Origin of the sequence: Streptomyces sp. NPDC059897 (assembly GCF_042730865.1) — a bacterium.
Classification (GTDB): Bacteria; Actinomycetota; Actinomycetes; order Streptomycetales; family Streptomycetaceae; genus Streptomyces.
In genome coordinates this window covers 340064-366239 of record NZ_JBHWKQ010000001.1, presented here as the reverse complement: position 1 = coordinate 366239, position 26176 = coordinate 340064, and the positions used below count along the sequence as shown (strand labels likewise).

30 protein-coding genes, 1 tRNA gene and 1 pseudogene are annotated in these 26176 nt (G+C 69.8%); 19 read left to right on the top strand and 13 right to left on the bottom strand.

The genetic code is table 11. The annotated features are described in order from the left end of the window. Positions 1-34: 34 nt before the first annotated feature. Positions 35-2122, bottom strand: a complete 2088-nt coding sequence (locus tag ACFV9W_RS01775; protein WP_385754393.1) for an MDR family MFS transporter — start codon at positions 2120-2122, stop codon at positions 35-37. A gap of 178 nt (positions 2123-2300) precedes the next feature. After that, complete coding sequence (locus ACFV9W_RS01770; RefSeq protein WP_385754390.1) at positions 2301-2789, bottom strand: DUF309 domain-containing protein; 489 nt, start codon at positions 2787-2789, stop codon at positions 2301-2303. A 127-nt stretch (positions 2790-2916) separates the two neighbouring features. On the opposite strand from ACFV9W_RS01770, the gene ACFV9W_RS01765 reads away from it, so the two are divergent. Beyond that, a tRNA-Pro gene (locus ACFV9W_RS01765) sits at positions 2917-2990 on the top strand. A 274-nt stretch (positions 2991-3264) separates the two neighbouring features. Here ACFV9W_RS01765 and ACFV9W_RS01760 read toward each other — a convergent pair. Further along, positions 3265-4347, bottom strand: coding sequence for a saccharopine dehydrogenase NADP-binding domain-containing protein (locus ACFV9W_RS01760; RefSeq protein WP_385754387.1), 1083 nt, complete (start codon positions 4345-4347; stop codon positions 3265-3267). A gap of 90 nt (positions 4348-4437) precedes the next feature. On the opposite strand from ACFV9W_RS01760, the gene ACFV9W_RS01755 reads away from it, so the two are divergent. Next, positions 4438-5001: a TetR/AcrR family transcriptional regulator gene (locus tag ACFV9W_RS01755; protein ID WP_385754385.1), complete on the top strand. Its 564-nt coding sequence runs from the start codon at positions 4438-4440 to the stop codon at positions 4999-5001. 175 nt (positions 5002-5176) lie between these two features. On the opposite strand, the gene ACFV9W_RS01750 is transcribed toward ACFV9W_RS01755, so the two are convergent. Beyond that, positions 5177-5641: a GNAT family N-acetyltransferase gene (locus ACFV9W_RS01750; RefSeq protein ID WP_385754382.1), complete on the bottom strand. Its 465-nt coding sequence runs from the start codon at positions 5639-5641 to the stop codon at positions 5177-5179. 347 nt (positions 5642-5988) lie between these two features. Between ACFV9W_RS01750 and ACFV9W_RS01745 the strand changes: the two genes are divergently transcribed. The 3 genes from ACFV9W_RS01745 (at position 5989) to ACFV9W_RS01735 (ending at position 7700) form a co-directional block, all read left to right on the top strand. Then, complete coding sequence (locus tag ACFV9W_RS01745) at positions 5989-6192, top strand: cold-shock protein (protein WP_327350435.1); 204 nt, start codon at positions 5989-5991, stop codon at positions 6190-6192. A 467-nt stretch (positions 6193-6659) separates the two neighbouring features. Next, positions 6660-6899, top strand: coding sequence for a hypothetical protein (locus tag ACFV9W_RS01740; protein WP_385754378.1), 240 nt, complete (start codon positions 6660-6662; stop codon positions 6897-6899). Positions 6900-7079: 180 nt separating this feature from the next. Then, on the top strand, positions 7080-7700 hold the full coding sequence (locus tag ACFV9W_RS01735) for a dihydrofolate reductase family protein (RefSeq protein WP_385754376.1): 621 nt from the start codon (positions 7080-7082) through the stop codon (positions 7698-7700). Positions 7701-7723: 23 nt separating this feature from the next. On the opposite strand, the gene ACFV9W_RS01730 is transcribed toward ACFV9W_RS01735, so the two are convergent. From ACFV9W_RS01730 to ACFV9W_RS01705, 6 genes are all read right to left on the bottom strand, one after another. Then, positions 7724-7894, bottom strand: a complete 171-nt coding sequence (locus ACFV9W_RS01730; protein ID WP_385754373.1) for a hypothetical protein — start codon at positions 7892-7894, stop codon at positions 7724-7726. A gap of 1311 nt (positions 7895-9205) precedes the next feature. Next, positions 9206-9700 carry a hypothetical protein gene (locus tag ACFV9W_RS01725; RefSeq protein WP_385754371.1) on the bottom strand — a complete coding sequence of 165 codons (495 nt, stop codon included), beginning with the start codon at positions 9698-9700 and terminating at the stop codon, positions 9206-9208. A gap of 157 nt (positions 9701-9857) precedes the next feature. Beyond that, positions 9858-10238 (bottom strand): hypothetical protein, encoded by a 381-nt coding sequence (locus tag ACFV9W_RS01720; RefSeq protein ID WP_385754369.1) that lies wholly within the window; start codon positions 10236-10238, stop codon positions 9858-9860. Between the two features lie 269 nt (positions 10239-10507). Then, entirely contained in the window at positions 10508-11185 is a 678-nt protein-coding gene (locus ACFV9W_RS01715; RefSeq protein WP_385754367.1) for a hypothetical protein, read from the bottom strand. A 254-nt stretch (positions 11186-11439) separates the two neighbouring features. Then, positions 11440-11850 carry a hypothetical protein gene (locus tag ACFV9W_RS01710; RefSeq protein ID WP_385754365.1) on the bottom strand — a complete coding sequence of 137 codons (411 nt, stop codon included), beginning with the start codon at positions 11848-11850 and terminating at the stop codon, positions 11440-11442. Positions 11851-12074: 224 nt separating this feature from the next. Continuing rightward, positions 12075-12299, bottom strand: coding sequence for a hypothetical protein (locus ACFV9W_RS01705; RefSeq protein WP_385754362.1), 225 nt, complete (start codon positions 12297-12299; stop codon positions 12075-12077). 290 nt (positions 12300-12589) lie between these two features. On the opposite strand from ACFV9W_RS01705, the gene ACFV9W_RS01700 reads away from it, so the two are divergent. Beyond that, positions 12590-12868, top strand: a complete 279-nt coding sequence (locus tag ACFV9W_RS01700) for an HU family DNA-binding protein (RefSeq protein ID WP_385754360.1) — start codon at positions 12590-12592, stop codon at positions 12866-12868. 9 nt (positions 12869-12877) lie between these two features. Here ACFV9W_RS01700 and ACFV9W_RS01695 read toward each other — a convergent pair. Further along, positions 12878-12973 (bottom strand): annotated as a pseudogene (locus tag ACFV9W_RS01695) (IS5/IS1182 family transposase); the annotation flags it as partial. Between the two features lie 176 nt (positions 12974-13149). On the opposite strand from ACFV9W_RS01695, the gene ACFV9W_RS01690 reads away from it, so the two are divergent. From ACFV9W_RS01690 to ACFV9W_RS01650, 9 genes are all read left to right on the top strand, one after another. After that, entirely contained in the window at positions 13150-13578 is a 429-nt protein-coding gene (locus ACFV9W_RS01690; RefSeq protein ID WP_385754357.1) for a DUF6281 family protein, read from the top strand. Positions 13579-13782: 204 nt separating this feature from the next. Then, the gene (locus tag ACFV9W_RS01685; RefSeq protein WP_385754356.1) at positions 13783-14034 is read left to right on the top strand and encodes a hypothetical protein; all 252 of its coding nucleotides are present in this window, start codon (positions 13783-13785) and stop codon (positions 14032-14034) included. Further along, positions 14012-14338 carry a transcriptional regulator gene (locus ACFV9W_RS01680; RefSeq protein WP_385754354.1) on the top strand — a complete coding sequence of 109 codons (327 nt, stop codon included), beginning with the start codon at positions 14012-14014 and terminating at the stop codon, positions 14336-14338. The genes ACFV9W_RS01685 and ACFV9W_RS01680 overlap by 23 nt, the downstream gene beginning before the upstream one ends. Before the next feature lie 87 nt (positions 14339-14425). After that, on the top strand, positions 14426-15622 hold the full coding sequence (locus tag ACFV9W_RS01675; RefSeq protein WP_385754351.1) for a hypothetical protein: 1197 nt from the start codon (positions 14426-14428) through the stop codon (positions 15620-15622). Between the two features lie 306 nt (positions 15623-15928). Beyond that, complete coding sequence (locus tag ACFV9W_RS01670) at positions 15929-16072, top strand: hypothetical protein (protein WP_385754348.1); 144 nt, start codon at positions 15929-15931, stop codon at positions 16070-16072. 66 nt (positions 16073-16138) lie between these two features. Continuing rightward, entirely contained in the window at positions 16139-16432 is a 294-nt protein-coding gene (locus ACFV9W_RS01665) for a hypothetical protein (RefSeq protein ID WP_385754345.1), read from the top strand. A 120-nt stretch (positions 16433-16552) separates the two neighbouring features. Beyond that, positions 16553-17089 (top strand): hypothetical protein, encoded by a 537-nt coding sequence (locus ACFV9W_RS01660; RefSeq protein WP_385754342.1) that lies wholly within the window; start codon positions 16553-16555, stop codon positions 17087-17089. Positions 17090-17190: 101 nt separating this feature from the next. After that, the gene (locus tag ACFV9W_RS01655) at positions 17191-18312 is read left to right on the top strand and encodes a sensor histidine kinase (RefSeq protein ID WP_385754895.1); all 1122 of its coding nucleotides are present in this window, start codon (positions 17191-17193) and stop codon (positions 18310-18312) included. 12 nt (positions 18313-18324) lie between these two features. Further along, positions 18325-18990, top strand: coding sequence for a response regulator (locus ACFV9W_RS01650; RefSeq protein ID WP_385754340.1), 666 nt, complete (start codon positions 18325-18327; stop codon positions 18988-18990). An 864-nt stretch (positions 18991-19854) separates the two neighbouring features. On the opposite strand, the gene ACFV9W_RS01645 is transcribed toward ACFV9W_RS01650, so the two are convergent. Then, positions 19855-20364, bottom strand: coding sequence for a MarR family winged helix-turn-helix transcriptional regulator (locus ACFV9W_RS01645; RefSeq protein ID WP_385754338.1), 510 nt, complete (start codon positions 20362-20364; stop codon positions 19855-19857). Positions 20365-20559: 195 nt separating this feature from the next. Here ACFV9W_RS01645 and ACFV9W_RS01640 point away from each other — a divergent pair, with 195 nt between their 5' ends. Together ACFV9W_RS01640 and ACFV9W_RS01635 are read left to right on the top strand one after the other, a co-directional pair. Next, positions 20560-21315 (top strand): SDR family NAD(P)-dependent oxidoreductase, encoded by a 756-nt coding sequence (locus ACFV9W_RS01640; protein ID WP_385754336.1) that lies wholly within the window; start codon positions 20560-20562, stop codon positions 21313-21315. A gap of 60 nt (positions 21316-21375) precedes the next feature. Continuing rightward, entirely contained in the window at positions 21376-22182 is an 807-nt protein-coding gene (locus ACFV9W_RS01635) for an SDR family oxidoreductase (protein ID WP_385754334.1), read from the top strand. A 74-nt stretch (positions 22183-22256) separates the two neighbouring features. Here the strand turns inward: ACFV9W_RS01635 and ACFV9W_RS01630 are convergent, their stop codons facing one another. After that, positions 22257-23342 (bottom strand): acyl-CoA dehydrogenase family protein, encoded by a 1086-nt coding sequence (locus ACFV9W_RS01630; RefSeq protein ID WP_385754331.1) that lies wholly within the window; start codon positions 23340-23342, stop codon positions 22257-22259. 46 nt (positions 23343-23388) lie between these two features. Between ACFV9W_RS01630 and ACFV9W_RS01625 the strand changes: the two genes are divergently transcribed. Both ACFV9W_RS01625 and ACFV9W_RS01620 read left to right on the top strand, forming a co-directional pair. Continuing rightward, positions 23389-24555: an acyl-CoA dehydrogenase family protein gene (locus tag ACFV9W_RS01625; protein WP_385754329.1), complete on the top strand. Its 1167-nt coding sequence runs from the start codon at positions 23389-23391 to the stop codon at positions 24553-24555. 188 nt (positions 24556-24743) lie between these two features. Beyond that, a complete protein-coding gene (locus tag ACFV9W_RS01620) occupies positions 24744-26156 on the top strand; it encodes an amidase (protein ID WP_385754326.1) in 1413 nt (470 codons plus the stop codon). Positions 26157-26176 lie beyond the last annotated feature (20 nt).

Below are 26176 nucleotides of genomic sequence, written 5' to 3'. Positions count from 1 at the left end.
ACTGACGGTGGCGGACCGCCCCTCCACCGTCTCTCTACATGGGTACGAGGGTGCGCTCCGAGCCGGAACCGCTCGTCGAACCGGTCGCCATGTCCTCGGCCAGCAGCCGCTTCGCGATCGAGTCGACCGCGGCGCGCAGCTCCGCGTCCGCGGGTCGGCCGACGTCCGCCTCGACCTTCGCGCTCAGCCAGTCGCCCCAGGCGTTGTTGATGACCGCCGACTCCCGGTGCCCCGCCTCGGTGTGCGAGAAGTACGTGCCCGTACGCGTCAGATAGCCCTCGTCGACCATCCGCTGGAACACCGGCACCAGCACCTCGGGCGGCAGCCTGCGGCGCGCCGCGATCATGCCGAGGCTGGCGTGGCCGACCATCCGCGTGAAGAAGTCCACCTGCATGACGGCCCACGCGCCCGCGACGTCGAGCCGGGTCTCGGACTTCTCCAGGATGTGCCGCGCGGTGTTGAGGTCCGTCTCCTTCACCAGGTTCGCCACGGCCCGCTCCAGGACATGCGCCGAAGCCCCGGTCGACGGCTGCGCGAAGCCCTCACCCATGTCGGAGGAGCCGGCACGCGCGGTGTCGCGCAGCTCCACCTGCTTGAGGAACAGAGCGACCAGGAACCCGATGACCGCCACCGGCACTGTGCACAGGAACACCGTGTGCAGGGAGTCCGCGTACCCGTTGACGATGGGTTCGCGGGCCGCCTCCGGCAGGCTGTGCAACCCCTGCGGGCTCTGCGCGGCCTTGGCGAGAGCTTCTGGCGAGATCCCGGTTCCGGCCCGTGCCGCCTCCGCGACGCCCTGCTTCAGGTTTGGCTCCAGACTGTTGGCGTAGATCGTGCCGAACACGGCGGTGCCGAACGAGCTGCCCAGCGTGCGGAAGAAGGTGACACCGGAGGTGGCGGTGCCCAACTCTGCATAATCGACCGTGTTCTGCACGGCGATCGTCAACACCTGCATGCACAGGCCGATGCCGAGCCCGAGCACGAACATGTACAGGGATTCGAGCCACGTACTCGTCGTTCTGCCCATCAGGGACAGCAGATACAGGCCGAGCGCCATCACCAGGGCGCCCACGATCGGGAAGATCCGGTACTGCCCGGTCTTGCTGACCACGTTGCCGGAGAAGATGGACGCGATCAACAGACCGATCACCATGGGCAAGGTGCGTACACCCGAGATGGTGGCCGAGTCCCCGTCCACGTACTGCAGATACGTCGGCAGGAACGTCATCGCGCCGAGCATCGCGAAGCCCACGATGAAGCTGAGGATGGAGCAGACCGTGAACACGGGGTTGCGGAACAGATGCATCGGCAGCATCGGTTCCTTGGCGCGCGTCTCCACCCAGCAGAACAGCCCGAGCGCGACGAGGCCGCCGACGAAGAGCCCGATGATGACGCCCGATCCCCACGCGTACTCGTTGCCGCCCCAACTGGTGCCCAGGATCAGGGCGCTCGCCCCGACCGCGACGAGCGCGATGCCCAGATAGTCGATGATCGGCCTCGCCGCCGACTTCACCACCGGGATCGTCCTGGCCGCCGCGATCACGACGACGATCGCGATCGGTACGTTGACGTAGAACGCCCAGCGCCACGTCAGGTGGTCCGTGAAGAGGCCGCCGAGCAGCGGCCCGATGACGGTCGAGACACCGAACACGGCGCCGATCGCACCCTGGTACTTGCCGCGCTCGCGCAGCGGAATGACGTCCGCGATGAGCGCCATCGCCGTCACCATCAGGCCGCCGGCGCCGATGCCCTGCAATGCCCGCCAGGCGATGAGCAGCGACATGTTCGTGGACAGGCCGCACAGGAACGAACCGGTGATGAAGATGATCGCCGAGAGCTGAAAGACGATCTTGCGCCCGAACATGTCGCCGAACTTGCCGACGAGGACCGTGGCGACCGTCTCCGCGAGCAGATAGGCCGTCACGACCCATGACATGTGCGCCGCGCCGCCCAGGTCCGAGACGATCGTCGGAAGCGCCGTACCGACGATCGTCTGGTCCAGGGCGGCCAGCAGCATGCCGAGCATGATCGTCCCGAAGACGACATTGCGGCGGCGTCTGTCGAGGACCGGTGGAGCCGTCTCGGCGGCCGGCGGCGGGGCTGCTTCTTCGGTGGTCGTCACCTTCGCAGGGTCACATCGGGGCCCGGACGGCGCATGCGGGTGGGGGCCGGACCGGTGACGTGCGGTTTTGGGGGCGGACGGGGTGTGCGTGCCGGGGCGGAGGGGCGTGTGCGGCTTGTGGTGGAGGGAAGCGTGCGCGGCCCGGCGCCCCGCGTCAGGTGAGGCGCGGCGCCTCGCGTCAGGTGAGGCGCGGCGCGACGGCGGCGGCATCCACGGGTTCGGCGGCCCGCTCCACCTCATCGGCCAGCGCACGCGCCCAGCCCACCAGCGCCACCGTGTCGAGGCCCGCCGGCGCGACGCCCTGCCATGCCGCGATGCCCTCCGCGCCCCGACGCAGCAGGCGGGCGCCCCCGGTTGCGTTCCCACGCGCAGCGTGCGTGAGCCCCACGGCGGTCTGCGCGAGGGACCGCCACAGCTCGCGCTCGCTCTCCGGCCCGGACTTCCACGCGTCCTCGAACACCTCGTGGGCGTGGAACGGCCGCCCGGCATCCAGCAGCGCCTGCGCCTCCGCGACGCTCTCCGCGGCCGTCCGCACGACCCCTTCAGGCTGCCGCTCGACACCGGGCGTGCCGTAGGGGAGTGGCCGCCCGAGCCCGTCACGGGGCCGGGCATTGCGCGCCCGTCCCTCCTGGTCACGGTCCCGTTCACCGTTGCGCGAAGTGCTCATGCCCCGATTCTCGCGCAGCCGCCCGCGAGCCCGCAGATCCGGTTTCAAACCACCCCTGAGCTTGGGGTATTGTTCTTCTTGTCGCCGCCGACGGGACGGAGAACACCGGGCCGAAGGCAGTGGACATCGGGACGTGGCGCAGCTTGGTAGCGCACTTGACTGGGGGTCAAGGGGTCGCAGGTTCAAATCCTGTCGTCCCGACAGTTCGAACGATCGAACGTCGCAGGTGAAGGGCCGTTTTCGAACGGCCCTTTTCTTGTGTTCGGGGGAGGTTGGGGGGCGGGTCGCTCCCACGTGTTCCCAGATCGCTGGTCATGGGGCATCGCGTCAGCGTGGTGCCCCTTCTGTTTCCGCCGCCGCGCCGGCCCATCGGCACGACGCGAATGCCTGGACTGCGCAGTCCAGTTGGCGCCGACCGTCAGCTGAGGCGCTGATTGTCCACGGGCAGCGGGGCGGGGCACCGCAGCGCTCGGCGTCAGGGGCGGGCGGCAGCCATGAAGTCGGCTCCGGCGGCGACGGCGAGGTCCGGGCCCAGTGCGGCGGCCGGGGTGAGAGCGCCGGGGCGCCCCTTGCCTGCGGCGAGCCGGAGCGCGGTCTGCGCGGCTACGGCGGAGGTGAAGTCCATGGCGTCGCCGGCCCGCAACCAGCCTTCGCGGACGGTGCCGTCGGGCCAGGTGATGACGGCGTGGCCCCAGGTGTGGGGGCGCGGGCGTGGAGCGGCCTTGGCCTTGATCCGGGACATCCGGCCGATCGCGAAGGACCGCACGGCCCGGACCCGCAGCATTGCCGACAGCAGCGGCAGGGCTGTTCGCACGGCGCGCGAGGCGGGAACGAGGCCGGACGTCGCCGACACCGACGGGGCTCCACTGACGCGGTGCGCTGCGACGAGTTCACCGGAGGGGACGCCGACCGATGACATGCGCTCCCCGTCGGGCAGGGTCAGGGGATGGACCTCCCCGCCGAGGCGGGTCTTGACCATTCGGCCGCCTTCGTAGCGGCGGCCTCCCGTCGCGAGGCTGTCCACGATGCTGGCGGCGAGGGCGGCGCCGAGCACTCCTTCCTCGACGGCGACCGAGGCGAGGGCGTCCACCCGGACGTGGCTCGGTACAGGACGGTTCTCGCACAGGCGGGCCACGATCGCCTCGGTTCCGGCGACGCCGAATCCCGCGCCGGTCACCAGGGTGCTTCCCGCGGCGGTGGCCTCGTCGTGCAGGGCGAACAGGCGGTGGAACGCGGTCGGGTCGTTGGCCTGGTCGAGGTAGTGGCCGCCCGGCATGCAGGCGCGGGCGAGCGGGACGGCGCTCTCGGCGTAGTCGCCGATGGTGTTGATGACCACGGCTGGCCGCTGTCGGGTGATCTCGGCTGCCATGGTGTTCGTCCCCGACGCGACGACGATCTTCGCGTCGGCGTCGATGCCGAGGTCGGCGGCGGTCGTGCGCAGTCGGCCGGCGTCGCGACCGACCAGGACGGGAACGGTCCCCGCCGCCACTATGCGCGCCGCGACGGCCCGGCCGACCCGACCGGTGGCCCCCAGAATCCAGATCTCGCTCCGTGTCATGACTCATCCGCCTCCCATGATGTCTCACTGTGTCATCGCCACGCTAACAGCGATGACACAGTGAGACATGCCTGTGGGTAGGATGCGGGCATGGCACGTTGGGACCCAGGAGCTCCGGAACGCCTGCGCCAGGCGGCACTGGACCTGTTCGGCGAGCACGGCTACGACGCCGTGACGGTGACGCAGATCGCGGAGCGGGCGGGGCTGACCCGCCGGACCTTCCACCGGTACTTCCCGGACAAGCGGGAGATCCTTTTCGCCGGCTCCGAGCGGCTGCCACGCGCCGTGGCCGAGGCCGTCATCGCTGCCGATCCCGAGTGCGGGCCGCTGCGGGCGGCGCTGTCGGGCCTGCGCGAGGTCGGCTCTCAGGTCACTGCGACGGTCGCCGATTCCGGGCGGCGCAGAGCGATCATCGAGTCCAGTGCGGAGCTGCAGGAACGCGAGCGCAGCAAGTTGGCCGCGGTGACCGCCGCACTGCAAGACGCCCTCGAGCAGCGCGGGATCGCGCCCACCGAGGCGCACCTGGCCGCACGGGTGGCCTCAATCGTCTCCGAGGAGACTTTCGGCCGCTGGACCGACGGCGAGGGCCCCTTCCTCAGGTGTTTCGACGCCGCCGAGGCCGCGCTCAACGCGGTGCTGGCCGGGGACATGTGAGCCGAAGCCGTCGCCACCAGGTCATCATGAACGGGCCGAGCCATCGGCCCGACAAGCGGCCGAAGGCGACAGTTGGCAAGCCGACTGAGCCGGCCATCAAGTAGTACCGCTGAGGCCAGGCTGGGAAGTTACGTGACTCGGCCTGGGCAGATCGGCCATGCCGACGCCACTTCACTCAGGAGACGAGCCGACGATAGATCTGCCGTGACCCGCCCTCCGGCCCTGGTTCTGCAGCCTCAGCGGGAGTGAAGCCCAGCGACTCATAGAAGACGCGAGCTCCGCTGGAAACAGCACCTGGATGGTCGGCTCCGAAGGTGACCACTTCGATGGTGCCTGGCCCCCGCACGAACCTGCGTGACGCGTCGTCCATCAGCGCGCGACCGACGCCGCTGCCGCGTCCCTCTTCCGAAACCACCAGCCAATTGATGTGAAAGACAGGCGCCTTCGCGCCGAACAGCAACCCGCCGAGAACTCCTCGTCCCGCAGAGACGGCGATGAGCGCCGTCGACCGACGAATGTGATCTTTCACGGCGTCATGGAAGCCAGGCTCCTCGACCATCGGGCCGAACCAGTGCTCGACCTGGGCAGCCAGGGCAAGGAAGCTCGGGAAATCACGGTCTTGCGCGGGTCTGACGATCACCCAAGCAGTCTGGCAGGCGAGGCCAGGGGGCCGGGCCATGGCCATGTGCGTTGCCGCTTTGCGAGTTCCCACTGAGCCTCGACCTGCATAGGGGCTGGTTCGGGACCATGCGGCCTCCGGGAAAGGGGCACTCGATGACGCCAAGGGGGCACCTGGAATTGACGAGTGCCCGCCATACGGCGGTCTGCCGGTGTAACGTCTTGCTCAGCTGTCATGGATCCGAAGTACTGGTCGCCCGTGAGTACGAGCTCACGGGCGTTCTGCTGTTCAGAGTCTCGGAGGACCAGGACGATCACCTCCGGCTCCCGCACAAGGCGGGACCGTTTTCGAGTCTCTTGGAGGACAACATGGCCACCGGAACCGTGAAGTGGTTCAACGCGGAAAAGGGCTTCGGCTTCATCGAGCAGGACGGCGGAGGCCCCGACGTCTTCGCCCACTACTCCAACATCAACGCCTCGGGCTTCCGTGAGCTCCAGGAGGGCCAGAAGGTCAACTTCGACGTCACTCAGGGGCAGAAGGGCCCGCAGGCGGAGAACATCACCCCCGCCTGAGCCCGCAGTTCCTCGATGCCCGCCCCGGGCTTGGCCGGGGCGGGCATCGCGCGTCGTAGTCTGTGATCCGCTTTCTGGCCGGTGATCGGGCCTGCTGCTGGTCTGGCAGCCCTCGCCGGGCCAGTGGAGCGACAACCCCATGCTTGTGTCGGGCCCGGCCTGCCGAGGCCGGCAGCGTGGTCGCAAAATCATGCGGGCCCGGAGGGCCGCGTACGTCCTCTGACGATGGGACAGATCCCGGTCACGCCGACGATCTCCGCGAGGACGGCGCCGACGACCGTGACCCAGGCCGCGCCGATGTATCGCGAGCAGAGGGCTGCGGGAATTGATCACGGGGTTCGAGCGCTGCGAGGCCGTAGGAGTGTGGCGGCCGTAGCCGCGCGCGAACGAGCCCTCCACCTGATTCGGTCGTGGGCTTCGTCGTGCCCTTCGTGCCACGCCGCGGGGCCCGGCTTAGGATCCGGTTCGTGGCAATCGAACTCCCGGAAGACCTGATCAGCCTCCAGCGCGCAGCCGACGACGAGGGCAAGAAGCTGGAGCACCTCGACGCCGACGAGCGCGAGAAGCAGCGTGAGGTCTGGTTCGAGGCGGCTGCGAAGGCCCGGGCCGCGGCCACCGAGTTCGCGCAGGAGAACGACCTCGACCGGCACGACGTCGAAAAGCAGCTGCGACAGGTCACCCGGCACCCGCAGTCGCCGCAGGAGTAGGCGGCCACTCCCGCCGCGCAGTGCGAGTACTGGCGGCGCCGCCTGCAGCCGCGTGGCGCAGGGAAAGGCTGTGCGGCCGGGAGATGAGTTCGCGAGCCCGGAACGGTCTACCCCAGTAGTCAGCGGATCAGACGGCTCACCGCGAAGGCGACGGAAGGCCGCCACCAGGAGGACGGCACAGTGACCGAACATTTGGGCAAAGTGACCTGCGATCTCTCGATCTCCGTCGACGGGTACTCGGCCGGGCTCAACCAGGCCGAGGAGCGCCCGTTCGGCGACGACGCCGGCGATGGCTGGGGCGACAGGTTGCACGCCTGGATGTTCGAAACCCCGGAGCAGCGACAGGCTGAGCTCGACCGGTTGACGTTGGCCGGCGCCTTCATCATGGGGCGCAACATGTTCGGCCCCGTACGCGGCGAATGGGATCGACAGTGGAAGGGATGGTGGGGCGACAATCCGCCGTATCACGCACCGGTCTTCGTGCTCACGCACCACCCGCGCGACCCACAACCGATGGACGGCGGCACCACCTTCCACTTCGTCACCGACGGCATTGACTCCGCGCTGCGGCAGGCGCGCGAGGCGGCCGGGGGCCGCAATGTGTCGATCCACGGGGGTGCGACCACCATCAACCAGTACCTCGCCGCAGGCTTGATCGACGAGCTGCGGCTGCACATTGTGCCGTTCACGCTCGGCGCCGGTACGCGACTGTTCGCGGGCGTGCCGTCACTGAATCTTGAACAGGTGGAGTCGCGGGCAGGGAACTCGGTCACACACGTGACCTATCGCGTGCTGCCCTGAGCGAAGGGCGATGCCACTCACAACTACCGCTGCTCGCGGGACGACACCCGTGCGGTGTCGGTGGCCAGCAGGCAGGCCGCGAGCTCGCGTTCGGGCTCACGGCCGGCGCGTACGTCGGCGAGGAGGCCCATCAGCTCGTGCGCGTCGTCGAGAGTGAGCATGGGGAGCAGCAGCGAGGGCCAGGGCGCGAACATCGTGTCGGCGTCGGCGGACGTGTGCTGCTAACGGTGCCGCGTCAACCCAGTTCACGGAGGCAACACCCGGCCACCTGAAGGGGCTTGAGGTGGTATGAGCCCGTCGCCCGTGTGAACGCCGCAGGCGCCCGGGCCCCGCGCCGCAACTGCGGCCCCGCAACGGCACCGTCCGATCCCGCAGCCTTGGGTTCGGGCTCTGGAGCATCGGGGGCTCTGGCCGGCCGCGGCCCGGACGTCCGACCGTGACCGCCGCCGGGCGCGGGGGTCGCGTCAGCGGCGGGGAAGCCGGCCCACGCGGAGAGAGCGAAGCCGTCGCCGTCACGGCGGACCTCGGCGCCCCCTCGTGTCCCGGCCAGTGGGCCGGGACGATGATCTCGCGCAGTTCGGTGGAGCGTGAGAGGTGGGCGCGACGGCTCTTGGCCGCGAGCTGGAGGTCGTCGCAGAAGCAGCTGTTCCAGTTGGGCTCAAGGACTTGGGACGGGGCTGTGCAGCATGTCCCGGAGAAGACGGCACGGTCGGTGCCCGAGCGCGGAGTGAGGACGGGCGAACCGGGGGCGTGGCCCGGCGCGGCCTCCAACAGCAGGTTGCCGTCGATGCGGTGGGTGCCCTCCCGCAGCACTGCCTGTCCGGCGAGGTGGATGGGGGCGATGCTGTCGTTGAACACGAGCGTGCTGTCCTGCCGGCGGAGGCGTTCGTGTTCGTCGCGTGGCGCCCGACTGCGGTGGGCGCTGTCGGGGCCTTGGGAAAGGTGGGAGCCCATGCGCCGTCGCGCGACCCCGCGTTCCAGCCGACGTGCGTGTACAGGATGCGTGCGTTGACCATGAATCGACGCTTCGGGTGCGATGTCAGCCTCGCCCACTAGGACGATCTTGCCCTCACTGCGCAGGACCCAGGTCGGGATGTGGCAGCGGTAGGCGTCCTCGGCAGGGGTTCAGGGATCCGACGCCAGCCACTGCTGATTGCGCCGCCGAGTCTCCTTGTCGCTGTCCGGAGCGAGGAAGCGGGCGGTGCGGCTGGTGCCGGCCCAATGCACACAGGGATGTAGGCGAAGCTTCGCGTCCAAATCTCGGAGCAGACGTCCACCGTTTGGACAGTTGGCTACGTCGCTGAGACGCTCCGTGCCCTGTCGCATTCAAGCTGGCAGATTCCCACTCGGGCCGGCAGATTCTCTGCACCGTGGGCGCGAACGGCAACTGTCCAATCCAGCAGCTCTGATCGACCCCGCGCCCAGCTCGGGAGTCGAGACTCCTGCGAACGTCCTCGACGCGGTGCTGCCGCCTCTCGCTCGAAGATCACCGCCCACGGCTGCCCTCAGGCTCGGACGGCGGCGAACTCCATGCCGGAGACGGCACCTGGATCGCTGATCATCATGCGGGCCTCGCGAGCGGCGAGTGTGACGCCGTTCGACGATTCGAACCCGGCCTGCTGGTGAGCGCGCTGATAGCGACTGATCGATGCCCGCATGATGACGCCCGTGCTGAGCCCGAGGAGAACGACGACAGCGAGCGACCCCAGCGTCAAGAACCCGGCATCGATGCCGGCCCAGGTCGACACGATCCCGGCCACGAGCCCTGCGAGGGCCACGTAGGCCAGGTAGAGGAGGACCCTGGACCTTCGCTCGCCGGAGGAGCTGGCACGCTGCAGCTCCTCCTCCATGGCGTCGAGCTGCTCGATCCTCGGCGTCCGCGTCGTCGCAAACTGCTGGAACAGCTGTTCGTGTTCCGCGCTGCCCCGGGACCGCTGCTTGATCACCGTTCCATCTGCGGCAATATGCCACTGGATCGTCCAGGGCTTCTTCTGTTCCACGCTTCACACCGCCTTGTCAGCAAGCGACGGCCTTCACCTCGCCACGTCGGCGACGATGCTACTTCTTCCTGGCACGCCCCGGTCCGCTTCCGGTCAGCGCCTCTTGTCCGCGGCCGGGTGGCCCCGAACCGCCGTGCGCGATCAGGGCCTTGGTCGGTCACGCGACTTCGAGGCCGTCGGCCGTAGGGTCTCCGTCGCGCATGCCGGGGAGCACGAAGCCGTGGTCCTCGTCCCACGGAACGTCGAAGTCGTCCAGGTGCACGCGCCATTGCGTTCCCGGCAGGGCACGGCGCACCTCGGTCAGGGCGTCCAGTGTGTGCTCGATGACCGGCAGGACCCGTTCGAGGTCGAGGGGCATCTTGGTGGACCCGGCCAGGACCTCATCCGGCTCACGGCGGCCGCCGTAGAGGAACAGGCCCTCCTCGTCCTGGAACGGAAAGGAAGCTGCGCGGCTGGCGACGATGTGCTCGACCGCGGCCGCTTCGAGCTCGGTCAACTCCGTCGGCCGGCCTGCCCAGTAGTAGAGAGAGACGCTCATGGCCCGAGCGTACTGAGCAGCACCGTCGGTGTGCCCGGCTGTCAGTGCCAGCTGATACACCGATGATCACGAACGACGGCCTCCCACCCGTCCCTCATCCGTCCGACTTCGCCCCGAGGCTGGGACCCGATGCGGTCGACCTCTGGATCAGGGAGCAGGAGAACACCCTGGCCGGGACCTTCCTCGCCGAAGGGAGAGCGGAGCTTCCCGCCGAGAACTACGCGACATGGCGGGCGGCAGGCACAAATGGGGCCGGGAATCGGTCCGTGCTACGGCCTCTTGCCGCCCGTCTTCACGAGTTCGCGGGAGATGGCGTCTTCGTCCTGACCACGCACCGTCTCTTCCAGACTGGGGTCATCCCGTGGCGAGAACTGCTCACCCTTGGCGAAGTCGTCCTCGTTCAGCACCCGGCCGCACCACTCCCCTCGCCCCACCACATGCTCGTCGAACGGCACGGCGGCACCCTCTCCGAGGACGACCCACTGCCCGGCGTCCCAGCGCAGGGCAAGGACGTATGCGTGACCGGTCTCCAGCCGAGGTGCGTCCGGAGCCGTGCGCTTGACCCGATTGCCGTTCCGGTACATCGACCAGCCGGGGGCGGTCATGTCGAAGGCGCTCCCCATCTCGTGCCGGGGGGTGTCAGCGGACCACAGCACCTTCTCCTTCCGGAGCGTCACCGACCGGTCCACCGTGTACCGCACTGATCCCTTGTCGAAGTCCTTCCGGTTGATCTCCCGCTCGGAGGTCGGCAGGGCCACCACCACGTGGTCCGCACTCGTCTTCCAGTCCGCCGCGGTCTGCGACGCGTACGGGTCATTGGCCAGGCCGCAGCCGACCACGGTGCGCAGCCCTTCCCGGCCGATCAGCACGCTTGCGGTGATTCCGGCGAGCGCCAGCATCGCCACCGCGAGTTTCCCGGACTGCTCGGACTGCCGTGGACGGACCATGAACATCGACTCAATGCCCCCGTTCTCGAACAGCGATGTGCTATTCGGTTCGTATATGCATTGATCACTTTTCTCGTCGGTTGGTTCCGTGACGGTTTCTGCTGTGAGGGGCATGCGGGAACGTGTCCGTGCGGAGCAGCAGGGCTCCGCGCCCGTTCCGGACCACACGGCGCCCGCGAAAGGGACTCGCGGATCGCCCCGCACCTGCAGAAGGCCGGGGGAGTGGAGCACTGTCCGCGCGGCGTCCTGCGCGCCTACCGGGAGACGCCGGCCGCCTCGGAGGCTCCGGTGCATCGGCCCAAGGGCAGCGGCGACATGGTGCCCCGCGACCAGCTGCACGCCCGGACCGGTGAGTTGCTCGACGCGGACCCCGCGCTGACGCTCGCGAGGCTCGCCGGCGAACTGGGCACCGCCAACTCGACGGCCACCCGATCCTTGCCCGTGTACGCGGGGAGCGGATCGCCGACCTGTGCGTCGGCGAGGAGGGCCTGGCGCCGGAGCAGGCCGCGGGGTGCTTGGGATACCCGGTTGCTGTGCGCCTGGCCGCGGTCGCGTACGCGCGGACCGTGCTGCGTGGGCGCCGGCTGCGCCCGTACGGCCAGGACGTCGCGGACGCGCTCGTCGCCGAGGGCTTGGCCGAGCAGCAGGATGTGGTCGTAGTGCACGTGACGGACGGAGTGGCGGCCGCGGCCGTGGTCCTCTCCTCGGACGCCCCGGCGCCGGCGGGGCTGGTGTGGGGTGAGCGCGGTGGGGCTGGCGTACGTCCACGAGCCGGCGCCATCCGATCGAACGTGAGACGGGCCGGCCGCCTTCAGAAGGTGGAGGTCGTACAGCCTTTGACCTGGTAGGGAGGTTAAAGAGCAAGCTCAGACAGATACGGAGGCGCGGCTCAACAGGAGCGCACCACCACGGCCGCCCACGGCATGCCGCACGGATTCTGTGTTGGGCCCTGCATTCGGACGAACCGGTAGAGCTTGTGCTTGTCACAGACCCGTGTCCGTGACAGATCCAGGCAGGGATCGTTGTTGAACTCAAGTGCCTGAGCCGATCCGGACCCCATGAAGACGGCGATACCGGCGACGCCGGTCGCGAAGGCAAGACCGATCTTGCGCATTGTTCTCCCTAATGTTTCGCAGCGTGCCAAATGGAGCGTTCTCCCCCGTGATGTTCCCCCTCGGCCGCTGGGTTGCGCCTGTGGGCCCGCCGTCGCAGGTAGTGCATCGCTCGTAGAGAAGGCGTCAGGCGTACAGTAAGCCCACCCCACGGCCTTTGCCGGTCAACTCCCCGCCGAACAACCGAAATGCAAGGGCCTGACCTGAGCGGGCCGTTCGGAGTACACACGCCCCAGGGGGATCGCGTGCGTTGTCAGTGGGGAGTGGCACCGAACGTGATACGGAGCGCATGATGAACCGCGGCGAGCTGGTTGCCGAGCTGGCGAAGCGGGCCGACGTGACCCAGAAGGACGCCGATGCTGTTCTCGGGGCGTTCGCCGCCGCGGTCGGCGACGTTGTCGCCAAGGGCGACGAGAAGGTCACCCTCCCCGGCTTTCTGACCTTCGAGCGCACCCACCGCGCCGAGCGTGAGAGCCGCAACCCGTCCACGGGTGAGGCGATCGTGATCCCCGCCGCGTACAGCGTGAAGGTGGCCGCGGGCTCCAAGCTCAAGGAAGCCGCCGAGGGCTAGGACGTCATTTCACTTGGCCAGTCTGCGGTGACATATGAGGGTTGCGGCGATGGCGGTGAAGGCCAGGAGGTGTTCCGGCTTGCGCTCGTAGCGACGGTGCAGACGGAGCCCCCTGTCTGGATCACGCGAGAAGGGCTGGTCACCCAAAGCGGAACGAACCAGTTCGCCTCGGACTCCGTCATGGTCATGAATGGTCGGGAGCCGCGCCCGGAGTTCGAACTCCCCATGCGTCAGCGGTACCCGGTGAGACGGAGCGCGCACGCTCCAGGAGGAGTGCACTGATGCCTATCAGCAGCTCGGGCCGGCGCAGCGCCGTCATGTCGACGCGGTCGTGGTGGCTGCCGTGGTGCTCGGGCATGGTTATGGTCGTGGCCGCGCTGACGGCCGGCTGTACAGCGCAGGGCGGTGGCGGGCAGGCCGAAGGGGTATGTGCGATCGCTGCCAAGTACGAGGGCCGCACCTACACGCAGGTGGCCAACGTCGACTTCACCGTTGGCCACGCACTCGGCCCTGCCGAGTTCCCGCCCTGCCATGACACACCAAACGACGGCGATGCCGCAGGGCCCGAACCGACCACGGCCTATGCCGTCGACGGCTTGAATCCACGTATCGCGATTGCGATTCGGTACACCTCGGACGAGGTCGTTCTCCTTGCCGTCCAACCCGGTGGCAGCCTGCCTCCGGAGGTCAAGACCCGCACACGAGGCTAGAGTTGGGGGAGGGTGTGGACCAGAGGGAGATGCCTGCGACGTGGGGTCCGGCCAGGTAGATGGTGGCGCGGTCTTTTCGTGGTGGGTCGCGACGCCGCGCCATTGCTTGAGGGGTTGATGGGAATGCACGACGCCTTCCTTGACCGGGACCGCTTCCACATCGAGCTCCTGTGGGCCAACCATCATCACTGAGTCGCGCAGGAGATGCCGACCCCGGTCGTCTCCGGACGCTTCGCCCTCGCCCGGGTGGTGGTCTTGGTGGTCACCGCTGCCGGCATCGCGCTCGCCCTGCTCCACCCGCACGTCGGCGTGCACGTGCCGTACTGGCGGACGGCGACGTGCGTCGTGCTGGGTGGTGCGCTGATCCTCTTCGGGCGACGGATGCGGCGTGCGCCGTCCTCGGTGGCGACACGCAAGCGGCACCCCGCGGGAAGTGCTCTCAGCGGCCGCATTTGAGTACGGCGCCGTCCTCCTCGACCCGATGTGGCTGACGGTCGTGTCGCTGCTGGCGGGGGTGGACTGGGACGAGTTCGGCTGGCTCCGCGAGTCGGCCGTCGTGTCGGCGTCCGCCCTGTCCAAGCAGGTCAGCACACTGGAGGCGGAGGGGTACGTCGAGGTCAAGAAGGGGTACGTCGGCCAGCGGCCGCGCACCTGGGTGAGCCTGAGCGATGCGGGCCGGGGTGCGCTGGAGGGCCATGTCGCCGCCCTGCAACAGGTCGTCGAGACATCCCGCCGCCTCTCGGACGACGCCGGAAGCTGACGGCGGACGGCCTGGAAGCTCTGATGGCACACTTTCGATCTGTCACACCGGCGCGAGGGGCGTCCGGGGGCAGGGGAGGTGGGGCCGGTGCGCGGGCGGGTGCATGACGTGGTCTGGGGGACGGTGCGGGTGGTGTTGGCCGTCGTGCTGCTGGGGGCGGCGTGGCAGCTGGCACGGAGCGCGGAGCGTGCCCGCTCCGCCGACCTCGACTTCCCACGCCTGGCGATCCACGACACCCAAGGGCGGGACACCGGCAGGCTGAAGGTGTGCGGGGACCGGTACCAGGAGCCGTTCTGCATGCGGGCGGAGCAAGTGGCAGTGGACGAGGTACTGCTGAAGCTGAACAAGAAGACCGGGGCCCGCTACCAGTTCGAGTTCGGCCGGACCGGCGGGCGCACGCTGGCCATCAAACTGGACATCGACGGCGCCGACCGGGACGTGGTCGAAGCCGCCGACGGTCGCGGAAGGGCAACCCTGTTCTGGTGGCGCGATTCGGTGCGGCTGCTGGAGGCGTCGGTGGGCGGTGAGGAGCTGACGCTGCGCACAGCGCACTACCCGGGCCGGGAGTTCGTGCTCCCCGCCGCATTCGGGGCGGCCCTCGCCGGGCTGGGGGCGGCGTTCCTGTGGTCGGGGCTGTGGCGGATGGTGCGTGGTGGCGTGTCCCGGTTGAACTGGCCGTGGCAGACGGTGGTGCCAGGGGTGACCTTCACCATGGCAGGGCTGGGCGGGACCCTCGGCGCGTTGTTCGCGGAGGACCGACCCTGGACGATGGCGTGGACCGGGGGTGCCGTGGGTGCGCTGAGCGCGGTGGGCATGGCCTGCTGGGCTCACCGGTTGATGCGGCGCAGGCTGCCGACACTGGTGCGGATGGATCCCATCGTGCCGGTGGTGGAGCGCCGCTTCCAGGGCATCGTGTGGGGTCCGGGCCCGTGGCAGCTGCTGTCGATGGGGTGGCTGCGGACCGGGCCGCAGGGACTTGCCGCCGCATCCGGACCGGCAGTGGGCACCGGCAGCTTCGGGTTGCGGCTCTTCCCCGGCACTCTGCGCCTGGTTCGGGTGCGGCCACCGCACCGTGACGACCCGCTGCGGCTGCGGGTCGGCCGCTACGGGCGTACGGACGGGGCGGAGGAGGCGCAATTCGGGCTCGTCGCCGAGTGCGAGGCACTGGACGGACCGGTGCCCGGCGCGCGCATACTGATCGGCGCGGGCAGCGAGGACCTGCCGCACGTGCTCGGCGCCCTGTCTGCTGCCACTCCGTCCCCGCTTTCCCCGCCTTCCGCCTAGCTGGCGACGCCCGGGGCCGTCGTGGGTCCCAGGGACGTCCCGGCAACTCGGCCGGATGTCAGTGGCGTTGGTTAGTGTGTACGCAGTTGACGAGACCCTGAAAGGCATGGTGCATCGGTGCGGACGGCGAACCGTCGAGGTGCGGCGGCAGAGTACCCATAGGGGCGCCTGGCCGGCGCTCTCCTGTGGCGACGCCCATCGGGCGGCGACGTCGTGACACGGCCCCGGCAGCGGGACGACTCCTGCCCCGGTCTCCGTGGACCGGTCTCCGTGACGGCGTTCTGTCGATGCCATGGAGGGCCTTACTTGTCCGCAACCACTTCCACCTTCGACCACCGCGTGCACCACGTAGTGGTGGTCGCTCCGATCTCCGTCAACGTCGGGCTCACCTCCGGGATCGGTCTTGCCGTGGGGTGTCTTCTTCAGGCCACCCGGTGGTCCGGAGCGTGACCAAGCCGGGAGTCCGGGGTTGAGCAGGCGATGTCCCGTCGTCGTCGAAACAGGGAGAACTCCCAGATGCACATCCGCTCCGCCACCGGCGCCCTCCTCCTGGCCCTGGCCGCCTCCGTCGCCTGCGCCACCCCGGCTCCGGCCGCCGACCCCGAGCCGGGCACCGGCACGGTCGTCCTGTCCAACGAGGCGTACGACAGCCTTGTCCGCGCCGATGAGGACGAGCAGGAGCTGATCCTGACGAACCCGTCCTACCGCGAGGCATGGCTCTTCTGCCTCGGCTCCACGGAACCCAGCCACGTGGAACGGAACGCATGGGGGCAGGGGTACGTGTGCATTCCGGACGGCGCGGTGCAGTAACCGCGCCGTCCCGCTGACGGACACCGTGGGGGTAGTTCCACCTCCGGCCGACCGATGTCCACCCGGAGGTCCACCCATGGGTCCAGGTGGTCGAGGCATTGCCGCAGCAGTCTTATGGGCATGACTACGACCGAGTGGATCACAGACATCGCTCTCCTCCTTGTCGTCTTCCGGCAGCTGCGGGAGGGCCGTCTGGACTGGCGGACCTTCCTCATCCCGCTGGGGATCGTGGCCTTCGTGGCCCACCAGTACCTCGAATCCGTACCGACCGGAGGCAACGACCTGGTGCTGATCGGCACCCTGGTGGCCACGGGCGCCGCACTCGGCATCGCCGGCGGCGTCTACACCAGGGTCCGGGTCTCCGGGGAGCACGTCCTGATCAAGGCCGGCGCGGTCTCGGCGGCGCTCTGGGTGATCGGCATGGGCGCGCGCATGGGATTCCAGCTGTGGACCGAGCACGGCGGCGGCGACTACGTCGCCCGCTTCAGCATCACCCACCACATCACCAGCGACCAGGCGTGGGTCGCCGCGTTCGTCCTCATGGCCCTCACCGAGGTCGTCACCCGGCTGGCCACCATCTTCGTACGCAGCCGCATGGCGGCCGGGCGGCCGACGCCGGAGACGCATCATGCCCTGAGCGTCGATCACAGCGCCTGATCGTGGGCTATCGTCGCGCCGTGCCAGTACCTGAGAGCCGTCCGGACCCCGCGCCCGCCCCGGGGTCCGGGCACCCGGCGGTTCCCCGCAGAGATCCCAGGCTGCACTGGGCCGTCACGCTCGTGGTGATCGCCAGCGGCTTCCTGACGGTCCGTCCCCTCGGCCTCAGCGGCCGGGGCCTCGCGGTCGCCGCGCTCCTCGTGCTGTGCTCGGCGGCGCTGCTGGTCCGTCAGCTGCCCGAAGCCAGGTTCTCCCCGCGCCTCGTCCTCGTAGGGATGTCACTGGGTGTCGTCGCGTCCGCCGCGTTGATCGGGGTCAGTCGCACCGGCTCCAGCTATCTGTTCGCCTACTTCCTCGTCGGCCACATCGGCTACCGCTTCCCGCTCAAGTGGTCCCTCCCGCTGGCCGCGTCCAGCAGTCTCCTGTGCGCCGTGGTGCTCCACTTCCACTTCGGCCCGGGACACCACCAGTTGGCATGGGGCCTGGGACTCACGACGGGCCTTCCTGTGGTGGCGGGCATCCTCAGCCGGAGCAAGCAGCGCGCGCTGGAGGCGGTGATCGTCGCGGCCGAGTCCTCCGAGCGTGCCGCACGAGCCGAGGCCCGAACCGCCGCGCTGACCGAGCGCAGCCGGATCGCCCGAGACGTGCACGACGTGCTGGCGCACTCGCTGGCGGGGATCAACATGCAACTGGAGCTCGCCGACGCGCTGCTGGACACCGGCGACCTGGACAAGGTCCGCGAGGCCAACCACAAGGCGCACAGCATGGTCAAGGAGAGCCTCAAGCAGGCGCAGTGGACGGTGCACGCGCTGCGCGAGGACGCACTGCCGCTGGTCGCGACCCTGACCGCGATGCTGGAGTCGTCCGGCCACCGGGATGCGCTCACGGTCATCGGCCCCGTCCGGCCGCTCTCGGCGCGCGGCACCCAGAATCTGCTGCGGATCGTGCAGGAGGCCCTGACCAACGCCGGGCGGCACGCCCCGGGCGCGACCGTCGCGGTGCGGCTGACGTTCGCGGAGGCGTCGACGACACTGACGGTCCGCAACGGGCCGGCCACCCGTGAAGTGACCGCGGGACTCGGTAGCGGGATGGGACTGATCGGGATGCGCGAACGGGTCGCCCTGCTGGATGGCACCCTGACAGCGGGACCGGTGCCGGAAGGACCGGACGCAGGCGGCTGGCAGGTGGAGGCAGTGATCCCGGATGAGAGTATTCCCCGATGAGAGTGTCCCCCGATGAGTGAACAGGCCGATCAGCAGAGCCGGTTGAGAGTGATCGTCGCCGACGACCAGGCCGCCGTCCGTGAGCCTCTGGCCGCGGTGCTCGCCCTGTCCGAGGACATCGACGTGATCTTGGCCGCGGCCAATGGCACCGAAGTGCTGGCCGCGGTGGCGGCCGGGCCGGTCGACGTGGTGCTGATGGATCTGCGGATGCCTCGGATGGACGGCATCGAGGCCACCCGCAGGCTGAGCGAGGAACACCCCGGTGTGGCGGTGGTCGTGCTGACCACCTTCGCCGACGACGACTCCATCCTGGCCGCCCTGAGCGCCGGAGCCCGCGGGTACCTGACCAAGAACGCCGGGCGGCAGGACATCCTCCGGGCGATCCGCGCGGCCGCCGCCGGTCAGTCCGTCCTCGACCGCGAGGTCCAGGACCGGCTCCTGGCCACGGTACGCACCACCGCACCGGCCGCCACCCAGTCGCTGCCCGCGGACATCACACCGCGCGAGCGCGAGGTCCTGACGCTCATTGGCCAGGGCCTGCCCAATCGAGCCATCGCCGAGAAGCTGTTCATCAGTGAGGCCACGGTCAAGACCCACATCAACAACCTGTTCGCCAAGGCCGACATTCGCGACCGCGCCGACGCCGTCCGCCGCGCCATCGCCGCGGGTCTGGCCTGACACGCCTGTGCGGAGGGCCACGCCACAGGTCCGACCCGGGGCCCGCCGACACTGGCGGGCCTGTGCGTGCCGATGAGTACGACCTTGCAGGTCAGGAAGCATGTTGGCACTTGTGGAGCACGCCGTCGAGGCGGTCGTATCGGCGTATGTTCAGTTCGGCGATTTGGTCGGGGTCGGTGATCGGTTCCGGTACCGCCCGTAGTGCGGGGTCTGCCGGTGCAGCGCGGTGTCGGGCTGGATGAGCCGGTGAAGGTGGCGCAGGAGCTGGCGTGGGAGAGAGTGAGGTGGCGAGGCCAGGAATGCCCGGTCCTCGGGCCTGAACTTTGCTCGTTCGGGACCGAGTTGCCTCTGTAGGACGGGTGATCTGGTGGCGGAGGGCCAGGGTCTTGGCGTTTTTGTCATGGTCGCTCGCGGGGGCAGGCGCGGCGTGGCGAAGACGTTGGCCACGGTCAGGTAGGCGAGTCGGAGCAGAACGGCCGATCGTCATGCCGTGCCGGTGAACGGCGGCCGTGGGCCGGGTGGTCTGCGTGGACGGGGTTTCCGGCAGGCGCAAGGACGGCGCCAAGCTCGACAAGGGCCTGGTGGAGCGCATCCCGACCCCGATGGCGGCATGGCACGCAGATACCGGCCCCCTGGGCCTGGACCGGCTCCGGGGCGACCGGGCGGTCGACCTCGAGGGCGGCGCGCCTCGTCGGGGCGGCAGGGTGGACGGGCGAGTCGACCCGTCATGTGCTGGTTCTGCTCAGCGAGTTCAACAGAAGCATCGAACAGCTGGAAGGGCTCCCCCTGGCCCGCTCGGGGCGGACGCGAAGAGCTGGCGATCAGCCGCCCGGCAACTGGGGAGCGTCGACGCCGCCCTGGCGATCACTCCGCGGTGGAACGGTCGCGCGACCGTGTCGAGTGGTCCCGGTCCCATGCGAGACCTTCGAGCTGCTCGATCCCGTGGTTGAACTCGATCATCAGCGTGAGGAACTGCTGAGTGCGTTCGTCGCTCCAGCCCGCCGCTTCGATCAGCCGGGCGGCGCCCGTTCGGCTGATCGCCCGGTCCGCCTCCAGTCGCTCCAGGCCCAGCGGGGTGGGGCGGAAGGTGCGTGCGCCGCCCTTTGTCGTGGCGTCGATCCGCTCGACGAGCCCTTGCTTGAGCATGGCGCCGACCTGTCGGTTGATGGTGGACACGTCGGCCTGGAAGGTGTGGGCCAGTTCCTTGAGGGTGAGGGGCTCGCCCGATTCCAGGCGGGTCAGCAGTACGTAGGCAGAGCGGTCGAGACTCTGGCCGATGCGCGGGCCGCGTGCCGCGATGAAGTGCCGGGACAGGAGGGTCAGCTCCCGTTCCAGATCTCCCAGGCGGCGTTCCTGCTCGCTCGGCTCGATCATGGGTGCGGCATTCCTTTCCTCGCGTTCCGGCCTCATGGGGCCGGGAGTACGGTGTACGAGTTAGTGTGTATGTAACATACACATCGTAGCGCCTGGCTGGTCCTGCCCGCAGGCCGTGCCCGTGCTCGATGCGGGGGCCTCGACCCTTCCGCGCCCGGGGCGCCGCGCTTCCAGACACTCGGAAGGAATGTCGTCATGAGCTTTCCCACCCTGCAGGGCAAGACGGCCCTGGTCACCGGCGGAGCCTCCGGAATCGGCGGTGCCATCACCAAGCTGTTCGTCGCGCGCGGTGCCCGCGTGGTCGTCGTCGACCTCCAGGAGGAGGCGGGGGAGGCGATGGCGAAGGAGCTGGGGGATGCCGTGGTCTTCCTGAGAGGCGACGTCTCCGACCGCAAGGTCGCCGACACCGCCGTGGCCACCGCGGTGGAGCGCTTCGGCTCCCTGGAGGTGCTGGTGAACAACGCGAGCGTGTCCCGGCAGAAGCCGTTCGAGGATCAGACGGACGACGACTGGGACCTGGCGATGGGCACCGGCCTGTACGCGACCCGCAACTTCATGCTCGCCGCCCTGCCGGAACTCAGGAAGACCGGCAACGCCAGCGTCATCAACTTCGGCTCCGGCGCGGGCCTGAACGGCCAGCCCAACCAGGCCTCCTACGCGGCGGCCAAGGAAGCGATCCGCGGCCTGAGCCGGGTGGCTGCCAACGAGTGGGCGCCGTTCAACATCCGGGTCAACGTGGTCTGCCCGATGGCACTGACGTCAGGCGTGGCCGCCTGGGCCGAGGCGCGCCCGGAGCAGTACGCCCAGTCCGCGGCCTCGGTGCCGCTGGGCCGCTTCGGCGACCCCGACCGCGACGTCGCACCGATCGTCGCCTTCCTGGCCGGCGACGACGCGCAGTACATGACAGGGCAGACCGTCATGGCCGACGGTGGCGCCGTGAAGCTCCGCTGAGGCCGCTGTCGACACCCACCCCGTCCGCGTACACACCGAACCACCAATGAGGAGACCGACATGGGAACCATCGCCGTCACCGGAGCCGCCTCCGGTATGGGGGCCTCCATCGCCGCCCGGCTGACCGAACAGGGGCACCGGGTCATCGGGGTCGACCTGCGCGGCACCGACGTGGCGGCCGACCTGGGCACCGCGGAGGGGCGTCGCGCCGCCGCGGTCGAGGTCACCAGGCTCGCCGACGGGCAGTTGGACGGCCTGGTGCCGTTCGCGGGGATCTCCGGTGGCGCGAACCGGCCGGCGAGCCTGCTGGTGTCCGTCAACTACTACGGAGCCATCAGCCTGTTGGAGGAGCTGCGCCCGGCCCTGGCCGCCGCGGGGGAGTCCTCCGTCGTCCTCGCCTCCTCCAACTCGACGACCACTCAACCCGGCTGGAACCCGAAGCTCGCCGAGGCGTGTCTCGCGGGCGACGAAGAGGCGGCGTGCACCCTCGCCGACTCCCTGGCCGACGAGGGCGGCGTGCTCACCTACCCGGCCACCAAGGCGGCGATCGCCTACTACATGCGTACCCGTGCCGCCGACTACATCGCGGACGGCATCCGTCTCAACGCGATAGCGCCGGGATTCATCGACACCCCGATGACCCGGGCCGGGCGCCAGGACCCGAAGATCGCGGCGGGGATCGAGGCATTCTTGAAGTCCGTCCCCGCGGGGCGGGCGGGTACCCCGGAGGAGGTCATGGAGCTCGTGCTCTTCCTCCTGTCTGCCAAGTCCGCCTACTGCGTGGGTACGTTGATGTACTGCGACGGAGGCATCGACGCGCATCTGCGCGGCCTGGATTGGCCGAAGGTGTGGACACCGCAGGGCTGAGCGTGGACCCGGTCCCGGTCCGGCTGCCGCTCCTGCCCGGGCCCGCGACTCCGGCAGGATCCGTCAGAAGGACTCTAGGCCGGGAGGCCCAGGCTCTCGGTGAGCCGTCGGCGGTGCCGGGCCGGTGTTCCGAAGAGCTGGGAGGACCCGTGCGCCCGCTTGAAGTAGCGGTGCGCGTCGTGTTCCCAGGTGATGCCGATGCCGCCGTGCAGCTGGATCATCTCGCCCGCCACCGCCGAAAAGGCCTCGGAGCACGCGGACTTGGCGACCGACGCGTACCTGCCGAAGTCCGGTGAGTGCGCTGCCGCGAAGGCCGCGCCCAGGGCTGCCGACCGCGCCGACTCCACCAGTACGTAGGCATCCGCCAGCCGGTGCTTGACGGCCTGGAAGGAGCCTATGGGCCGGCCGAACTGGATGCGCTCCATCGCGTACGCGACCGTCAGCTCAAGGCACCTGTGGGCGGCGCCGACCTGCTCGGCCGCCAGGGCGGCGCAAGCGAGGTCCAGTGCGCGCTCCAGTGCCCCGGCCGCATCGCCGTCCGTACCGACGAGCCGCCCCTCGGCCCCCTCGAACCGCCAGTGCGCCAGGGGGCGGGTCCGGTCCAACGTCACGTGGGTCTCGATCTGTGCGCCCGGTTGCCGCGGGGGCACCTCGAAGAGTGCGGCGCCGCGGTCGGTGCGGGCGGTCACGAGCAGCACATCGGCCTCGGCGCCGTCGAGCACATGTTGTTTGACGCCATTCAGCCGCCAGGTTCCGCCGGTGCCCGGCGTGGCCCGGGTGTCGGTGTGCTCCGGGTTCCAGGAGCCGTTCTCCGCCCAGGCCAGGGACGCGACGGTGCTGCCGCCGGCGATGCCGGGCAGCAGCCGCGCGCAGGCGTCGTCGTCCCCGGTGGCGAGTACGGCCTGCGCGGCGAGTACGGCCGAGCCCAGAAGGGGGGCGGGGCTCAGGGCCCGGCCCAGCTCCTCCATCACCACATGGACTTCGACTGCCCCGCACCCGGCTCCCGCGTACCGCTCCGGCACGGCGAGCGCGGCGACGCCGATCTGCTCGGTCAGCGGCCGCCAGGCGTCCGCGCCCTCGTGCCGGACCAGCAACGACCGGACGGCGGACCGCAGTTCCTCGTGCTCGCGCGTCAGTCTCATGTCCTGAGCGGCGGACATCCGCACCTCCTCGCCTAACAAGTGTTTGGTAGGTTAGCGTACGTTCATGACCAGCGTCGAGGAGTTCCGTGCCGAGGTCCGCAGCTGGCTGCGGACCAATCTCACCGGCGAGTTCACCGCCCTGCGAGGGCGCGGCGGGCCCGGCCGCGAGCACGAGGTGCTCGCCGAACGGCTCGCCTGGGAGCGCCATATGGCCGCCGCCGGCTGGACCTGCGTGGGCTGGCCGCTGGAGTACGGAGGTCGCGGTGCCACCCTCGAACAACAGGTCGCCTTCCACGAGGAGTACGCCCTCGCCGACGCCCCTGCACGGGTCAACCACATCGGCGAACAGCTCCTCGGCCCGACGCTCATCGCCTTCGGAACCCCAGAACAGCGCGCCCGGTTCCTGCCGCCCATCGTGAAGGCCGAAGAGCTGTGGTGTCAGGGCTACAGCGAGCCGGACGCCGGATCGGACCTGGCGAATGTCCGCACCAGGGCCGAACGCGACGGCGAGGCATGGACGGTGACGGGACAGAAGATCTGGACCTCGCTCGCCCGCGAGTCCGACTGGTGCTTCGTGATCGCCCGCACCGAACCCGGGTCCGTTCGCCACCAGGGACTGTCCTGTCTCCTGGTCCCGCTCGACCAGCCGGGCGTGGACATCCGGCCCATCACTCAGCTGACCGGCACCAGCGAGTTCAATGAGGTCTTCTTCGACCGGGCCCGCACCGCCGCCTCGAACATCGTCGGCGCGCCCGGCGAGGGCTGGAAGGTCGCCATGGCCACGCTCGGCTTCGAGCGCGGCGTGTCCACCCTCGGCCAGCAGGTCGGATTCCGCCGGGAGTTGGAGTCCCTGATCGAGCTCGCCCGCCACAACGGCAGTGCCGATGACCCACTGATCCGCGACCGGATCGCCCGCGCCTGGGTGGGCCTGGAGACCATCCGGTTCAACGCGCTGCGCATGCTGGACGGAGCCGCCGCCGGTGCCCCCGGCCCCGAGGCGTCCATTGGAAAGATCTACTGGGCCACCTGGCATCGCGAACTCGGCGAACTCGCCATGGACGTGTGCGGAGCCGACGGGATGCTCGCCGCCGGCGAACCCTACGACCTCGACGACTGGCAGCGGCTGTTCCTGTTCTCCCGGTCCGACACCATCTACGCCGGCTCGAACGAGATCCAGCGCAACATCATCGCCGAGCGCGTGCTCGGGCTGCCCCGGGAGGCCCGCCCGTGATCGCGTCCGGCGGCACTCTGCTCCGGGCCTCCCGGTGAGTGGGACACCTCACGCCGTGGACTGAGCCGGGCCGTAACTTCCCCTCACCCCCTATGGCTCCGCCCAGCAGCGCCATGCGGCGATCCGCCCCCGCGGCCGGATCCCGGGCCGGTGCCGCTCTGCGGTTGTCCGAGCGTGAGGAGAATGCAGTGGCCGACAGGTGGGACGCCGTCGCGACGGCGTCCGCTACAGCGGGCGGCGAGGTGAGCGCCCGCGAGGTGGCCGAGGCCGCCATCGCCCGTATCGAGAAGCTCAACGGCGAACTCAACGCCGTCATCCACACCCGGTTCGACGCGGCGCTCGCAGAGGTGGACGCAGGACTGCCCGAGGGCCCGCTGCGCGGCGTGCCGGTTCTCGTCAAGGACCTCGGCATGGACGTCGCAGGACTGCCGGCCACCGGCGGCAGCAGACTCTTCGCCGATGTCACCACCGACCGCGACAGCGAACTCGTGAAGCGCTACCGACGTGCCGGCATGGTCGTCCTCGGCACCACCAACACCCCCGAACTGGGCCTCAACGCCAGCACCGAACCGACGCTGTACGGCCCGACCCGCAACCCCTGGGGCAAGGAGCACTCTCCCGGCGGTTCGAGCGGCGGTTCGGCCGTCGCCGTGAGCACCGGAATGGTGCCCGTCGCGCACGCCAGCGACGGCGGCGGCTCGATCCGCATCCCCGCCGCGGCCTGTGGGCTCTTCGGCCTCAAACCCGCACGCGGCCGGGTCTCGCCCGCGCCCCGCCCCACCACCCTGTCCGGACTGGTCTCCGGCCACCACGCCGTGACCCGCACGGTGCGCGACAGCGCGCTGCTGCTCGACATCGCCGCAGGGCCGCTCCTCGGTGACGCCTACGCGGCGCCCGGCGCGGCCGAATCGTTCGCCGCCTGCGCGCGGCGCGACCCGGGGCGGCTGCGGATCGGGCTGGTCACCTCCCTGCCGGGCGGCCCCGAGGTGCACGCGGAGCCGCTGCGCGCCGTCCTCGACGCCGCACGGGTCTGCGAGGAACTGGGTCACCTGGTCGTCGAGGTCGCGGCCCCCTACCGGCCCGCGGAGGTCGGAGCCGCCTCGGCCACGCTCATGGGCGCCGACGTGGTGGCGCAGATCGACGCCCGCCTTGAACAGCTCGGCCGGCCACTCGCCGACGACGACATCGAACCTCTCACCCGGGTGATCTACGAGCACGCCCACACGCTCACCGGCGCGGACGTCAGCCGCGCGCTGCGGCGGGCGCAGGAGATCGGCTGGCAGGTCGGCGCCGCGTTCGAGGCGTGCGACGTGCTGCTGACCCCGACGCTCGCCCGGCCCACGCCCCTGCTCGGCGTCCTCGACACGCGTCGGCCGGAGACGATCTACGAACACGCCGCCGTGCAGTCGGCCTTCACCAGCGTCCACAACGTCACCGGCATGCCGGCGATGTCCGTCCCTTTCGGGTACGACGGCGACGGGCTCCCGCTCGGGGTCCAGTTCGCCACCGTCAAGGGCGAGGGGTTGCTCCTCTCCCTGGCCGCACAGCTGGAGCGGGCCGCTCCCTGGGACCTCAACGCGCCTCCCGGCACGGACATCTGACGTTTCATCAGTTTTGTCCC

What these genes read in the sequence shown, in the direction of transcription:
- ACFV9W_RS01715 (WP_385754367.1), bottom strand. Translation starts at nt 11,185, where the DNA reads ATGGTCCGTCCACGGCAGTCCGAGCAGTCCGGGAAACTCGCGGTGGCG.
- ACFV9W_RS01645 (WP_385754338.1), bottom strand. Translation starts at nt 20,364, where the DNA reads ATGATCGAGCCGAGCGAGCAGGAACGCCGCCTGGGAGATCTGGAACGG.
- ACFV9W_RS01690 (WP_385754357.1), top strand. Translation starts at nt 13,150, where the DNA reads ATGCCTATCAGCAGCTCGGGCCGGCGCAGCGCCGTCATGTCGACGCGG.
- ACFV9W_RS01660 (WP_385754342.1), top strand. Translation starts at nt 16,553, where the DNA reads ATGACTACGACCGAGTGGATCACAGACATCGCTCTCCTCCTTGTCGTC.
- ACFV9W_RS01720 (WP_385754369.1), bottom strand. Translation starts at nt 10,238, where the DNA reads ATGAGCGTCTCTCTCTACTACTGGGCAGGCCGGCCGACGGAGTTGACC.
- ACFV9W_RS01630 (WP_385754331.1), bottom strand. Translation starts at nt 23,342, where the DNA reads ATGTCCGCCGCTCAGGACATGAGACTGACGCGCGAGCACGAGGAACTG.
- ACFV9W_RS01760 (WP_385754387.1), bottom strand. Translation starts at nt 4,347, where the DNA reads ATGACACGGAGCGAGATCTGGATTCTGGGGGCCACCGGTCGGGTCGGC.
- ACFV9W_RS01745 (WP_327350435.1), top strand. Translation starts at nt 5,989, where the DNA reads ATGGCCACCGGAACCGTGAAGTGGTTCAACGCGGAAAAGGGCTTCGGC.
- ACFV9W_RS01755 (WP_385754385.1), top strand. Translation starts at nt 4,438, where the DNA reads ATGGCACGTTGGGACCCAGGAGCTCCGGAACGCCTGCGCCAGGCGGCA.
- ACFV9W_RS01635 (WP_385754334.1), top strand. Translation starts at nt 21,376, where the DNA reads ATGGGAACCATCGCCGTCACCGGAGCCGCCTCCGGTATGGGGGCCTCC.
- ACFV9W_RS01650 (WP_385754340.1), top strand. Translation starts at nt 18,325, where the DNA reads ATGAGTGAACAGGCCGATCAGCAGAGCCGGTTGAGAGTGATCGTCGCC.
- ACFV9W_RS01770 (WP_385754390.1), bottom strand. Translation starts at nt 2,789, where the DNA reads ATGAGCACTTCGCGCAACGGTGAACGGGACCGTGACCAGGAGGGACGG.
- ACFV9W_RS01705 (WP_385754362.1), bottom strand. Translation starts at nt 12,299, where the DNA reads ATGCGCAAGATCGGTCTTGCCTTCGCGACCGGCGTCGCCGGTATCGCC.
- ACFV9W_RS01700 (WP_385754360.1), top strand. Translation starts at nt 12,590, where the DNA reads ATGAACCGCGGCGAGCTGGTTGCCGAGCTGGCGAAGCGGGCCGACGTG.
- ACFV9W_RS01625 (WP_385754329.1), top strand. Translation starts at nt 23,389, where the DNA reads ATGACCAGCGTCGAGGAGTTCCGTGCCGAGGTCCGCAGCTGGCTGCGG.
- ACFV9W_RS01730 (WP_385754373.1), bottom strand. Translation starts at nt 7,894, where the DNA reads ATGTTCGCGCCCTGGCCCTCGCTGCTGCTCCCCATGCTCACTCTCGAC.
- ACFV9W_RS01685 (WP_385754356.1), top strand. Translation starts at nt 13,783, where the DNA reads ATGCCGACCCCGGTCGTCTCCGGACGCTTCGCCCTCGCCCGGGTGGTG.
- ACFV9W_RS01640 (WP_385754336.1), top strand. Translation starts at nt 20,560, where the DNA reads ATGAGCTTTCCCACCCTGCAGGGCAAGACGGCCCTGGTCACCGGCGGA.
- ACFV9W_RS01665 (WP_385754345.1), top strand. Translation starts at nt 16,139, where the DNA reads ATGCACATCCGCTCCGCCACCGGCGCCCTCCTCCTGGCCCTGGCCGCC.